General features: G+C 53.4%; 10 protein-coding genes and 1 pseudogene. 6 read left to right on the top strand and 5 right to left on the bottom strand.

The genetic code is table 11. The features are described 5' to 3' along the window. On the top strand, positions 1-973 hold a 973-nt coding region (locus tag HY788_13395; protein ID MBI4775145.1), incomplete at its 5' end, for an aldehyde ferredoxin oxidoreductase C-terminal domain-containing protein. 122 nt (positions 974-1,095) lie between these two features. Further along, the gene (locus HY788_13390; protein ID MBI4775144.1) at positions 1,096-1,332 is read left to right on the top strand and encodes a MoaD/ThiS family protein; all 237 of its coding nucleotides are present in this window, start codon (positions 1,096-1,098) and stop codon (positions 1,330-1,332) included. 291 nt (positions 1,333-1,623) lie between these two features. On the opposite strand, the gene HY788_13385 is transcribed toward HY788_13390, so the two are convergent. Further along, positions 1,624-2,925, bottom strand: coding sequence for a TIGR03790 family protein (locus HY788_13385; GenBank protein MBI4775143.1), 1,302 nt, complete (start codon positions 2,923-2,925; stop codon positions 1,624-1,626). 203 nt (positions 2,926-3,128) lie between these two features. After that, positions 3,129-4,055 carry an HDOD domain-containing protein gene (locus HY788_13380; GenBank protein MBI4775142.1) on the bottom strand — a complete coding sequence of 309 codons (927 nt, stop codon included), beginning with the start codon at positions 4,053-4,055 and terminating at the stop codon, positions 3,129-3,131. Between the two features lie 585 nt (positions 4,056-4,640). Here HY788_13380 and HY788_13375 point away from each other — a divergent pair. Together HY788_13375 and HY788_13370 are read left to right on the top strand one after the other, a co-directional pair. Then, complete coding sequence (locus HY788_13375; GenBank protein MBI4775141.1) at positions 4,641-5,042, top strand: hypothetical protein; 402 nt, start codon at positions 4,641-4,643, stop codon at positions 5,040-5,042. A gap of 310 nt (positions 5,043-5,352) precedes the next feature. Beyond that, a complete protein-coding gene (locus HY788_13370; GenBank protein MBI4775140.1) occupies positions 5,353-6,345 on the top strand; it encodes a hypothetical protein in 993 nt (330 codons plus the stop codon). A 136-nt stretch (positions 6,346-6,481) separates the two neighbouring features. On the opposite strand, the pseudogene HY788_13365 reads toward HY788_13370, so the two are convergent. Beyond that, positions 6,482-9,126 (bottom strand): annotated as a pseudogene (locus HY788_13365) (cation-translocating P-type ATPase). On the opposite strand from HY788_13365, the gene HY788_13360 reads away from it, so the two are divergent. After that, positions 9,091-9,471 (top strand): carboxypeptidase regulatory-like domain-containing protein, encoded by a 381-nt coding sequence (locus HY788_13360; protein ID MBI4775139.1) that lies wholly within the window; start codon positions 9,091-9,093, stop codon positions 9,469-9,471. The pseudogene HY788_13365 and the gene HY788_13360 overlap by 36 nt on opposite strands. Before the next feature lie 121 nt (positions 9,472-9,592). Here HY788_13360 and HY788_13355 read toward each other — a convergent pair whose 3' ends face one another. Together HY788_13355 and HY788_13350 are read right to left on the bottom strand one after the other, a co-directional pair. Beyond that, entirely contained in the window at positions 9,593-9,991 is a 399-nt protein-coding gene (locus HY788_13355; protein ID MBI4775138.1) for a HEPN domain-containing protein, read from the bottom strand. Next, entirely contained in the window at positions 9,988-10,308 is a 321-nt protein-coding gene (locus HY788_13350; protein MBI4775137.1) for a nucleotidyltransferase domain-containing protein, read from the bottom strand. The genes HY788_13355 and HY788_13350 overlap by 4 nt, the downstream gene beginning before the upstream one ends. An 828-nt stretch (positions 10,309-11,136) precedes the next feature. On the opposite strand from HY788_13350, the gene HY788_13345 reads away from it, so the two are divergent. After that, positions 11,137-12,351 carry a hypothetical protein gene (locus HY788_13345; protein MBI4775136.1) on the top strand — a complete coding sequence of 405 codons (1,215 nt, stop codon included), beginning with the start codon at positions 11,137-11,139 and terminating at the stop codon, positions 12,349-12,351. Positions 12,352-12,802 lie beyond the last annotated feature (451 nt).

The raw sequence follows: 12,802 nt of genomic DNA, 5'->3' as shown, positions 1-12,802 counted from the left end.
TGAAGCCGGAGGATTGCCTACGCGGAATTTCCTTTTGGGCCGTTTCGAAGGCGCGGAGAAGGTCAGTGGCGAGAGGGCTCACGCGATCATCACCGAGAGAGGAGGCAAACCCACCCACGGCTGTCACTCGGGCTGCACCATTCGCTGTTCAGGCGTTTTTGTGGATAAAGACGGCCATTACGTGACCAAGGAACCGGAATACGAGACCGTCTGGGCAAACGGTCCAAACTGCGGCATCGACGACCTCGATGCCATTGCTCAGATGGATCGCTTGTACGATGACATCGGACTGGACACCATCGAGTGTGGAGCCGCCATCGCGGTGGCCATGGAAGGGGGCGTGCTGCCTTTTGGAGACGCCGAGGGAGCCATCAAGCTGATCAAAGAAGTCGGCGATGGAACCCCCAGAGGGCGAGTCATCGGCAGCGGCGCCCTGGTGACGGGAAAGGTTTTCGGCGTCAAGCGCATACCCGTGGTTAAAGGGCAGGCGATGCCGGCATACGATCCCCGGGCCGTCAAAGGTATGGGCGTAACGTATGCCACGTCCACTATGGGAGCAGACCATACGGCGGGATATGCCACAGGCGCCAACATCCTGGGAGTCGGAGGAAAAGTGGATCCTCACAAGATCGAAGGTCAGGTGGATCTGTCCCGCGGCCTCCAGATCGCAACCGCGGCCCTGGATTCCACCGGCCTATGCCTGTTTGTGGCGTTTCCCGTTCTTGACGACCCGACCGCTTTGGTGAGTATCTGCGAGATGATCTCCGCCAAGTACGGAAAGACCTTTACAACGGACGACTTTATTGAATACGGTAAGAAGGTGCTGAGAGCGGAGCGGGATTTCAATGCCCGCGCCGGAATCGGCAAAGAACACGACCGGCTGCCCGAATTTTTTGCACTGGAGCCGGTTCCGCCGCACAACGTAGTCTTTGACGTACCGGATGCGGAATTGGATCAGGTATTCAACTTCTAGCTTTTGCCTGCGGCCGGTGACCCACTCCGGCACAAGGCTCATTGACCCGTATTGAATTGCGGATTAAGGGGAGACTCCCGAGCGGGTTTCCCCTCTTTGTTTTTCAAAGGATCTGAGTGATCATGAGGGTGGAAGTCAAACTGTTTGCAAGTCTGAAAAGGAATTATCCTTCAGGTATGAGCGACGAGCGCGTCGTGGAACTCGAGTCCGGGACAAGCGTCGCTCGACTGCTCGACATGCTCGACATTCCACGGAAGGCGGCGAAGATTATTCTTCGAAACGGCCGTCACGCCGAGCCTGAAGATATCCTCGAAGACGGGGACCGATTGGCCATATTCCCGCCAATCGCCGGAGGCTGAGCCCTCCCATTCGTGTTTCCGGCTACGCCTGGATGATCGCGCTCGATCAGCGGCTGGGGCACCGTCTTCCAGAATCGTTCGATTTCTGGCACAAATGTTGCTTTTGACACGGTCTAAACAACCCTCTTCTCCTTTGTGAAAGCCGGTATGTCTTCAAGATAGGCCGGCTTTCTTCTTTTTCCGCTCGGGGAAAGAATTCGAGTAGAACTCCAATTGGCGCGCTTTGGGTCAAAATTTGGAGGTCCGGGGCCAATTTTTGCCCGACTGATTAGCGGCCCCGATGCTGAACCATCACTGCCCGCGACCAGGGTATTCCTTGAAAGGGCGATAGAGCGGATCTCCGATCAACACCATCTTCCATGAGACGTACGGATTCGATGCCGTGTAGCATTCAGCGAGGGTCATGGATCCTTTCAACAACAGGCTGAAAAAGAGTTCGGGGAGCGGGAAAGCCGCCAGGTACGGCTCGTTCACCGGACCGAGGGTGACGGCCACGCCCTTCTCGAGCATCATCTTGCACCATACCCGGCTGTACCTGTTCTTGAGCGTGGAACATTCGCTGCTGGCAATATGGTAGCCCACGGACCCGCGAGCCCACTGAAACGCATCCACATATCGCGCCAGGCTGTACCAGCCGCAGTACAACGCCGCATCCGGACACGCTCCCGGCTGAAACAGGGTTGACTGTTCATCCAGAACCACTTCCATTTTGCGGCTTTTTCGGACAAGGTCCGCCGCCTTACGAACGGACCGATCGTAGTACCCGTAACCGGACCCACTGCCAAGCATTTCCATCCTTTCCGCCTGGGACCATCGAGCATCGAAATAAGCGATTCCTTTCAGCCCCTTTTCCTCGGCCTCAAGGCTGTCATCGATGATGCGCCGGACGATGGCCACGGAAGAAGCGTCCAGGCGAGACACCATAAAGGCTTCCCGTATCGGGGGCTCGGACCGGAACTCGTTTCGTCCGATGAAATCCGGATTGGGTATCCAGCCGGCCAGGGGGTAGTCCCGAGCCAGGACCAGGGCAATCTCGGAATCCAGGGAGGCCCACTGATCACTGCTCGATCCCCCCGAGGTGCGCTTTTTCGCTTTCTCGGGCCGATCCTCCACAGGTGCGCTTTGTTTCGGATCGACGGTCCCGGCAGTCCGATGAGGGCCCCGTCTATCCTGCGCGGCCGGCGGGCCGCTGTCCCGTTCCGGATTCCTTTTCGGGGGAGCGACCTTGAGAGGCAAACCGTACATGAGGAGAAGGCAACGGACAGGTCTGGAAGGGGGGTTATCAAGCAGATGCCTCCTGACCGGACTTGCGACTAGATCATCGTATTCCTCCCTGCCGCACGTTTCGTCGTCGGGCGCCCACAGCAACAGGAGGCGGTCACCGGGAATCTTCCTTTGCATCATGTAATACCGAGCAAGGGCTACGCTCCGGGGCGTTCGCACGTTCGCGATGACTAGTATCTCGTCCGGTTGCAGCATCGGGCGGGCCGCCGGTTCCAGCGCCGAGCCGACCGTTGGAAAAAGAACTAGGACCGCTGCAATGAAAAAGGGCAGGGAGCGGCTGATCCGAGTTCCGAGTTTACAGGTACGCATGGCCCTTTATCGTTCCTTCCGTCAAGGGGAGTTTCTTTACAGCATGGTTAATATAGTGGAAACCGGGGCGGGTTGAGAAGGGGAATCTGATCGAGCCGGTGCGCTTTCCATGACCAGACGGCCATTTAGATCGACAAAAACGGGCCGCCCGGCTGGAGGCGGCCCTGTGATTTCATCAAGAATTCAATGGCGAGGTTCCCGGATTACAACGCGTACGCCTGTTGCTCCGGATGGGTATTGGAAGGAATATCCATGGCGCCGACGACACTGGATGTTTCCGATACGATGCGGCTGTAGGCCGTACTTAAGAATGCCTTCAAGTCCGCCTTGTGCACGGGAAGCCCGTTTTTTTCCAGAAATCTTCGTTGGGCCGGCTCCTTCAGCCACGTTGAACCACAGGTTTTATCCTTACTATACGAAGGAAAACGCATGACCTTGGACAGCACATTGGCATGAAATACGGTGGCCGAGATGTGAGGGAATTCCGTGTCTCGCCAAGGCGCATGATGAAAGAGCACGCACGACACGAGTTCGGGCGGGAAGTTCCACTTTTTCAGCAAGGTGGCGCCAATCTGATAATGGGTGTATCCGAGCAGTTCCCTTTCCGCCGTTGCGAAACTGACGCCTTCACTTTGAACCATGCGAATGATGTTGACAAATTCGTCCGGAAAATATCGGTCGATAACGACCTTTCCTATGTCGTGAATAAGGCCGCCGATCATGCAGGACCCCTCGCGGTCCGCAACGAAAGCCTCTTTCGCGAGCTTTTTCGCCAGGAACGCGCACACCATGGAGTGGGCCCACAAATCCTTTCGTTTGAAATCGGTCTTCGATTCTACGGCATAGAACCGGAACACGGATTGTCCCAGAACGATGGTTCGGAGTTCATTCAGGCCGATGAGGACAATAGCCTGCCTTATGGTGGATACCTGCCCCAAGAGACCATAAAACGCGGAGTTGGCTATTTTGAGCACATTTACCGTCAGAGACTGATCTTTCTTGATCTCTCTGGCGATTTCGTCAATGGTGGATTCCGGACAATCGATCGTCTGCAACACGCCCGTCAAAGTGGACGGCAGTGAAGGAACTTCCTGGATTCGCGCTACGATTTTTTCCAATTTCGGGTTCACGGAATCCAACCTCCTTTCCGGATTCAACTCAGTGAATCTCCATTTTGCCTCGGAACCTAAACCGATCGGCTGGCTCTACGGATCCTCCGCTTCGGGTCGATCCGGATGGTCCCTTTTGAAAAAACGGAAACCCGCCACGTATTCCGCAAGACAGATCACCTCAACGCTCGGTACACCTGCAAAATGGGATAAGGTCAGGGGGTGCGACCATCTGTTCGGGCAGCCGAGAAGGACAGGGGGCAAGAAGAATCTTCACTCGCAGGCGCTCAACTCGTCTATAGTCGACATCTTCAAAACCGACGCAGGCCGCACACTCTACCGATCATCTACTAGAGCAAGGCGCGTGCCAACTGATTCCAGACGTGTGGACCAGTGACAAAAAAAGGCATTATCCTTACAATATCTTGCCTTTTTCATCATACTCGTTATAAGTATACGAAATCAGCGCAATCTTATGGTTACAATATTGTATCTTGTGTTTCATATGAGAGTCCCGATGGACAACGAACGGCAACCTGGGCAAATTGTAACTCAGTGAATGGAATTCTGAAACATCCTGTTACCGGGCGGAGAGGGGAGGGCGTTGTGATCCGAAGCGCTACCTGCGTGTTCGCGTGGTTGATCGTCTTCACATCCTGGATAGCCGTTCCTTGGGCCTCGACATCCGCCGTTTCCGAGATCGGAAGTCAACTGAAACACCGTGTCGAACAACCGCTTGCGCCGGCGGAACATTTGCTGCGCCATGATTTCAGGTGGACGCAAAAAGAAATTAATTCAGTGCTTGAAACAGCCGTTGAAAAAACGGTATCTTTACCTAAACCGATTCCGGTGTATGTGCTGTACCTCACGGCTTGGGCGGAAGAAGACGGAACTGTACAGTTTCGGGACGACATCTACGGTCGGGACGAGAAGCTTCTATCGGCGCTCTTGATTGAACCGCCGAGTCCGCAAAGAGCCGATCTTCAGAAGGAAACAGCAGCGAATTAGAGTTGAGCCGAACCTTTAGATCGCGTTTTCAGACTACTGAGGGAAGCCCGTCTCGGGCGGATTTTCCTCGAGGCCCCTTCAAATTTCCAAAACATTGCCGCACCGCCTTTGGCGAAGTGGATGAATCGTCGGGAGAACGTCGGTTTTCTCGAGAATCTGCGAATGCCGTCAAATGGGCTTACGCCGTCAGGTGTTACTGCCCGCCTGCACGCGTTCGCGAAATGACGTCGCATCAACGGCTCCTGCCGGACGACGGCCGGGAGTCAACCGTGCGAATTCATCTGTTTCCAATGGAGGGTACCCGAATACCATGCGAACGAGACGCCTTGTTTTGTGTTTGATCATCGCGCTTCCGATCCTTTCGATCACCTCAGCGGAAAGCGAGTCGGCCGGTTTCGATCCTCAGAAGTCGGGTTTTTCATTGAAATTCGGGGGAGAGGAGATCCCCTATCGGGTTTTTGGCGTATATACGTTGCCGAACGAATGGGTAACGATCAGGGCCCTCTCCAGGCAAAAAAACGATCGATTCACCCTTGCCGGCCATGGCGCCGGCAAAGCAACCCGCAAAGGGTCGGGCACATGGATGTGGAAGGCGCCGCCGGAACCGGGATCCTATTCGGTTGAGGTGACGGAGACCCATAGCGGCTCGATCATTCGCCTGAATGTGTTTGTTCTCGTTCCTTATGGATGTATGGTCGACGGATGCGTGGAAGGATATCGTGTAGGAAACTATCCGGAAAAGTTCTACAGGAACAACACGATTTATGACAAGCCTCGAGGATTTGTCAGGGTTACCCAAGAGAACCGGCACACTCTCGTGGCGCCGCACTTCAGGCTCGAGCAGTTTCTCTGCAAGCAGCAAAGCGGCTATCCCAAGTACGTAGTTCTGAAAGAGAAACTCTTGTTGAAGCTGGAATACCTGTTAGAGGAAGTGAACGGGCGCGGATATCGAGCGAACACCTTCCATGTTATGAGCGGTTATCGGACGCCCGTATACAACAAGAGCGTCGGCAACGTAAGATACAGTCGCCATCTATGGGGAGCTGCAGCCGATATATTCATCGACGAGAAGCCCAAAGACGGCGTGATGGACGATCTCAACAAGGACGGCAAGTGCGACTTCGAGGACAGTCTAGTCCTCTATGAACTCGTGGACAGCCTTCAATCAACATCGGAATACAAACCGTTTGTCGGCGGACTCGGAGTATATGGCAGGACGAGCGCTCACGGCCCCTTTATACACGTCGACATCCGCGGCAGCCTCGCCCGCTGGGGAAGCACTCCCAGTCTGGCCCAAAAGTAGAAACCTATCCCATCCACGAAAGGTTCGGATCTTCGTCGAACATGCACCTCCGATCGTGACGTTGAGGGTGTCGGATCATCTGCGGTGTTTTTTTCGTTGTTGCCGGATCCGGCTCCTTGTCAATGACGCGGGGAAATCACTCCGTCCTCAACCTTCTGAATACCTTTTCGATCTCCACCGCCAGGAAGACAACCGCTGAAAGCAGAATCGTTACTATCAATTCCCAAACGGAGAGCGGCTCGGTCTTGAAAATAGGATTCAAGAACGGGGCATAGATGGTGGCCATCTGAAGGCCGAAAGTCAGTAAGACGGCTCCAAGGAGCGGTTTATTGGATAAGGCTCCCTGCTTGAAAAAGGATTCCCGTTCCGATCGAATCGCCAGTACGTGACCCATTTGGCTCAGGCACAACACGGTAAAAACCATGGTTTGCCAGTGGGTCTCGCTGCTGTGAATGAACCAGGCCTGCGTGACGATGGAAACGGCGCCCATGAGAAGCCCCACCCAGATGATATGGGCGCCGAGACCCTGGGCGAAAATACTTTCTTTCGGTTGCCTGGGAGGGCGGTTCATGATGCTTCTTTCCCCCGGCTCGGCGGCCAGGGCCAGACCCGGGACACCGTCGGTCACCAGGTTGATCCACAGGATGTGAATCGGCAGCAGGGGAATGGGCAACCCCAGGAAGGGCGCCAGGAAGATCGTCCAGATCTCGCCCGAATTGCTCGTCATGGTATATTTTATGAACTTGCGAATATTATCGAAGATCCGGCGGCCTTCCCTAATGGTTTTAACGATAGTGGCGAAGTTGTCGTCCAGCAGAATCATGTGAGAGGCTTCCTTGGACACATCGGTGCCGGTAATGCCCATGGCGATCCCGATATCCGCCCGTTTCAAGGCCGGGGCGTCATTGACTCCATCCCCGGTCATTGCCACGAACTGCTCCCTTTCCTGCAGGGCTTTTACGATTTTGAGCTTCTGTTCGGGGGCCACGCGTGCATATACCCGTATCTTTTCAACCTGTTGTTCGAATTCCGCCAGAGAGAGCCGATCGAGCGCCCGGCCGGTTATAACGGCGCTCCCGTCTCCGTCGAGGATGCCCACTCGTCCGGCAATGACCCTCGCCGTCAACGGGTGGTCTCCTGTGATCATCACCGGCCGAATCCCTGCCGAACGGCACATGGCTACCGCCTCCGACGCCTCCGGACGAGGCGGATCCATCATTCCGACAATACCGAGCAGCACCAGCCGCGTTTCCACTTCGCCGGAGTTCAACGGATCCGGGAGACCTTCCCAGACTCTCAGGGCGAAACCCAGGGCGCGTAAGCCTTGGCCCGCGATCTGCTCCGAAATCTCCATAATCTTCGGAAGGTCGATTTCCTCCTTCCCCCGGCTGGTCAATACCTTTTCCGAACGGTCCAGTACTTCCTCTACAGCCCCTTTGGTAAAAGATACCACCTGCGCCTTATTCCATGGATGGAAGGTGGTCATCAGCTTGCGGTCCGAATCGAAAGGGATCTCGGCCAGTCGCGGAAATGTCTCATCGAGCTTCTCCCGTAAGAATCCTCTTTCCAGAGCCAGGTTGAACAGAGCGGTTTCCGTCGGATCGCCTATGGCGGCGCCGGATGCATCCAGACGGGCGTCATTTGAAAGGGCGAGAGCCGTAAGCAACAGACCGAGGGGGTTCCGGCCGGAAAGAAGGAGATCTTCACTCTCCTCGTCGCCGGATACTTGCAGTTCCTGGGAATCCAGCAGACGGCCGTCGACATAGACTTTTTCCACGGTCATACGGTTCAGGGTCAAGGTTCCCGTCTTGTCCGAGCAGATATAAGTAACCGAACCGAGGGTCTCGACGGCCGGCAGTTTCCGGATCAATGCCTGCTGTTTGACCAGCTTCTTGGCGCCCAAGGCCAGTGAGATGGTAATGACCGCGGGCAGGGCCTCCGGAATGGCCGCTACCGCAAGCGAGATGGCCGTGAGTAGCATCAAAAGCGCGGGCTCGCCACGAAGGAGACCGGTGGCAAAAACAATAACGCAAATCCCCAGGACGGCGTAGGCCAGCTTCTGCCCGAAGGCGGCAAGCCGTTTCTGCAGCGGCGTTCGACCTTCCTCTTCACCCTGGAGTAAAGCGGCAATCCGGCCGAGCTCCGTCTGCATGCCGGTCTCCGTCACCAGGCCCCGACCTCGGCCGGATACGATCAAGGTGCCTTTGTAAACCATGTTCTTGCGGTCGCCGATGGGCAGATCCTCTTCCATGAGAGCCCCGGTGTCCTTTTGCACCGGCGCGGATTCGCCGGTTAAGGCCGCCTCCTGGCTTTGAAATTGGACCGCACATTGCCGGCTTCCAGGATAACCAAATCTCCGGGAACAAGCCATTCCGCGGGGATCGATTCCGGCCGCCCGTCCCGAATGACGACGGCAAAAGGAGCCGCCAGTTTTTTTAGAGCGGCCATGGCCTTTTCGGCGCGGTATTCCTGGGCGAACCCGAGCACGGCATTCAGCAGCACGATCACGACAATGGCTATGGTATCCGAAAGCTCGCCAATAACCCCGGCCACCACGGCGGCGGCGATCAGCACCAGGATCATGAAATCCTTAAACTGATCCAGAAACATCATCCACAACGATTTGCGTCTTTTTTCGACGAGTTCGTTGGGACCATGGCGTTCCAGCCGCTGGCGCGCCTCCTCCGCGGTAAGACCCTTTTCGGATGATTCCAGCTTCTCCGATACTTCCTTCGGATCAAGCCTGTGCCAGTTGATCGATTTGTCCGCCGTTGCGCTCATGGTATTCACCGCTTGTATGAATGCCGCACGCCTCTCCCGGTGCGTGGCATACTGTATCAAAAATCCGCAATTGAAAACAGCCTTCCGCTCAAAGGGGATGGCGTCACACGCACGCTGATCCCATGGAAGGAAGAAGACGTCGGTTATTTCGAGCATTATCTGTCCGGGAAGGACTTTGCGGCCAAGGGGTATTTTTGCTTTTACGGACTGCCCGAGGGTGAATACGAAGTGACCGTCCACGCCAAAGGATTCGAACCCTACTCCGGGATTCGCCATGTGCGCCAGGGTCTGTGTGAGAGTGACATGACCGTTGAGCTGGTGAAAAAGGCCGCTGATCGGTCCTAGCCCGGCTTGCGTTTTAGATCGACGGATGCCGCGCGCCGGGGGATCGGCCCAAAAGCCGGCCGTAGCGAGTTTCAGCCTTCAGATCTCGGTCGAGCACTCGCAGTCGGCTCTCGATGCTCGGTCAATTGATCGACAAATATCTTTCTATGGCTTGGACGAACGACTGCGCGTTGTTGAGAATCTCTCCCGCCTCTTCGAGGGAAATTGGCTCCATCGCTTGGTAGTCTGAAACTTGGCGTGATTCAAAGGCGTGATGAAGATGACGGGAGAGTTCCATAGAAAAAACTCCTTTTTTGACGAATTCGGAGTCGAACAGAGCCAGGACCCCTGAGTGTTTTCTAGGAATTTTTCCTATGTGCTGAAGAAGCGCGAGAACCGCGTAAAACATGGCGTAATAGGCCCGGTTTACCGCACCCAAGGATGTCTTCCTGCGGGAAAGCAAGACTTGAGCTTCCTCCAGCGCGGCACGGGCCTGTCCCATGCGGAAACCAAGCAAAACCTGTTGATCCTTATCGTTCATATGGGCATTCCTTCCTCACGGACCGCTTTGGCCAGAAGAGATTCCCGGTCGGGTCCGTTTTCCCAATCATCGCGGGATACAACAACGGGCGCCACCACGATGCCGGCTTCAAACCCGGTTTCCCACGCATAATCGGAGACTATCCTGCGTGATTCCCGTGAAACGGGTTCGTCCAGGACAACCAGAACGTCCATATCGGAATCGGGTTCGGCGTCTCCCCGCGCCCTGGAACCGAAGAGGATCATCCGATGCAGCTTGACCTTTTTCTGCAAAAGGCGTTTCAGCCTGTTCGCTGTTTCGATGTCTTTGGGTTTCATTGCTTTTCCGCTTCATTTCATATCATATTCCGAGCACGGAATGGGGGCCTCGTCCGCCGCAAGGGAATCGCACGGTGCAGGATGAGATGACGGAGCGTCGAACTCCCGATTTCCAGGAAATCGTTTAGCGCCCGGCAACCGAGGAGATGGACGGTTTCTCCTTCCACGGAACCTCCCGATGTGGCCCCAAGATCAATCCAACCCGCGCCTAGTTTACACTCAGCCGGAACCGGTGTCATGGTTTTCCTTCGAAAAGGAAGTCACCGGTATTTCGCCGCCTAATATTTCGGCCTGGGGCGTTTCGGTTCGAGATAGTCGCACAGCCCTCTCGGACACATGAGCGCCGACGGATGCCGCACACTCTCCCTGGAACCAACAGGCTGTGGATTACCAGCGGAAAGGGTGAGCCAATCGGTGTTCGGGGCTATGGCAAGTATGTTGAGCTCGGCTTGGGATCCGGAGCCACCCCACATCTTGTATCTGAGCCCATTTCTGATATACTGGGTCCCACTGGCGCCTCCCCCCGATTTCCATTCCTCCTGATCTCATTCATGCGCCCTTGGTGCTCTGGATTCGGCGGCCGCTCGTTGAACGATTCATCCGTTATTGTTGATCGGAGCGTGTTTGAACCATAATGCAAGAATGCATGACTTGAAGATTTTGGGTCGTGCTTATTTGTTGAGCGCCCGTGTAGGCTCCATTACTCAACGGTGAGTATGATTGTTCGAGGGGAAAGAGAAAAGTCAAAAAACAAGACCTGACCCTAAACATAGGCAAGGCGATTTAGTTTGCGCCAATACAGTTTGATCTGTTCAGATGGGATACACTTTGAAGACTAACAATATAGTTGAAGATAAAAGAGGGCCTACACATGTCCGTAGACTTGAAAAGTATCTTGGACATAATAATATAAAGAAAGCTTTAGAGAGGTACGACAAGGCAAAAAAGTCCTCTAAACCTCTTTATAGAGATTACTATCTGAGATTGCGTCATCCTTGGTGGGAAGGATTTATGCAATTTTACAAATTAGAGGCCTCAGGGAAGGCCATATATAAAAATCTTACACCTGAGATAATGGAGCTGGCTGGTGACAGTCTGAAAGTATGTGAACTGACAAATTCCATGCCTGATGATCTAAAGAATAGGTATCGCCAAAATTTATTAGATGAAGAAAATGCTAATAACTATCTTTTTGAGATTTTAATAGCATGGGGGTATAAAATAAGAAACTACAACATTTCGTGGAATAACGACGACAGTGTAGCAGGCCCTGAATATAGTATTGTTATTGGCAATTATGAATTAGAGGTTGAATGTAAAAAGCTTTCAGTCGATACTTTTCGAAAAATTAAACGACCTGACTTTTATCACTTTGTCGATGACCTTGTTCCAAAAATAAGCGACGCGGGCTTAAAAGGAAATATCGAAATAGAATTCCATGATAAGCTACCGTCGAACATGCAGACACAAGAAGAAATTATTACAGAAATTCTTGATGAGGTAGATGGTAAACCAATTAATCGTCATGTCCACCTTTCGTGTGCAGACGTCGATTTGTCTTTAAAGGAAAAGTCTAATGACTTGGTTGACATAAAACAGATGTATAAGCAACTTCTCGTCCGCAAACCAGTCAACGCTCATTGCGTAATTTATTTGCCTCCCGGTTCTTCTTCTGAAATTAACCCAATAGAAATTGTCTGCAAGAGTCAGAGAGATGAGGATATTATTGGCGGAATGAGGGGCATTATCAGCAAAGCCTCGAAAAGGCAGCTATCTAAGAAAAACCCAGGCATTGTAGCGTGTTTCATACCAGAGATCGAGAGTTTTGAAGGCCTTCAAAATGAGGGTGCTTTAGCAAATATGTCTTACGGACTGTTTGATGAATCTAGAGCACACGTTGCTGCGATATTATATTGTTCGGATAGTCGATTGTTACCCGAATTCTATGGGTATAGGAGCTATCATCCTGCTTTGGTTTTTAAGAACCCCTATTGTCGATATGAAGAGGTACGTGATTTCAAGTTTCTTAGCACGGAATTTTAATAACTTAAGTTATATTCCTTTTAAACAGCCTATAAAAGTATTGACCGTAATGAAAATGATCAAACTACAAGTCGTGAAAAAGAGGACGGTGTTGCATTTGTGCGTTTTTCTGTTTCATCGTCTATGATATTGAATTCCGATGCTGCGAAAAGAACGCATTAATACGCCGGAGGTGTTGAACCGCATCATCTGCCGAGGGATCGAACGGCGTAACATATTCCGAGACGATACCGACAGAATTCGGTTTGTCGAACGCCTGGCGAAACTGAAGCTTGAGACCGCAACGCCCTTTTCTTGCCAGGGCTTTGATCCGCAATTGAGGTGAGAAGGACACTTGCGCCAAGCAGATCGGCGGTTAGCCGGGCGGTCGGTAGAGGCAGAGAGATTGCTTTGGATAATGCACTGTCCGTGAATGATAGAAACGCACAAGATCAACCCTGTCTCCTCCGCG

The sequence above is a fragment of the Deltaproteobacteria bacterium genome (assembly GCA_016208165.1).
GTDB lineage: Bacteria > Desulfobacterota > Desulfarculia > JACQYL01 > JACQYL01 > JACQYL01.
This window is presented reverse-complemented; position numbering and strand designations above follow the sequence as displayed.

Excerpts from the sequence above, each read along its gene's own strand:
- HY788_13355 (MBI4775138.1), bottom strand. The coding sequence starts at position 9,991 with ATGAACGATAAGGATCAACAGGTTTTGCTTGGTTTCCGCATGGGACAG.
- HY788_13385 (MBI4775143.1), bottom strand. The coding sequence starts at position 2,925 with ATGCGTACCTGTAAACTCGGAACTCGGATCAGCCGCTCCCTGCCCTTT.
- HY788_13350 (MBI4775137.1), bottom strand. The coding sequence starts at position 10,308 with ATGAAACCCAAAGACATCGAAACAGCGAACAGGCTGAAACGCCTTTTG.
- HY788_13370 (MBI4775140.1), top strand. The coding sequence starts at position 5,353 with ATGCGAACGAGACGCCTTGTTTTGTGTTTGATCATCGCGCTTCCGATC.
- HY788_13390 (MBI4775144.1), top strand. The coding sequence starts at position 1,096 with ATGAGGGTGGAAGTCAAACTGTTTGCAAGTCTGAAAAGGAATTATCCT.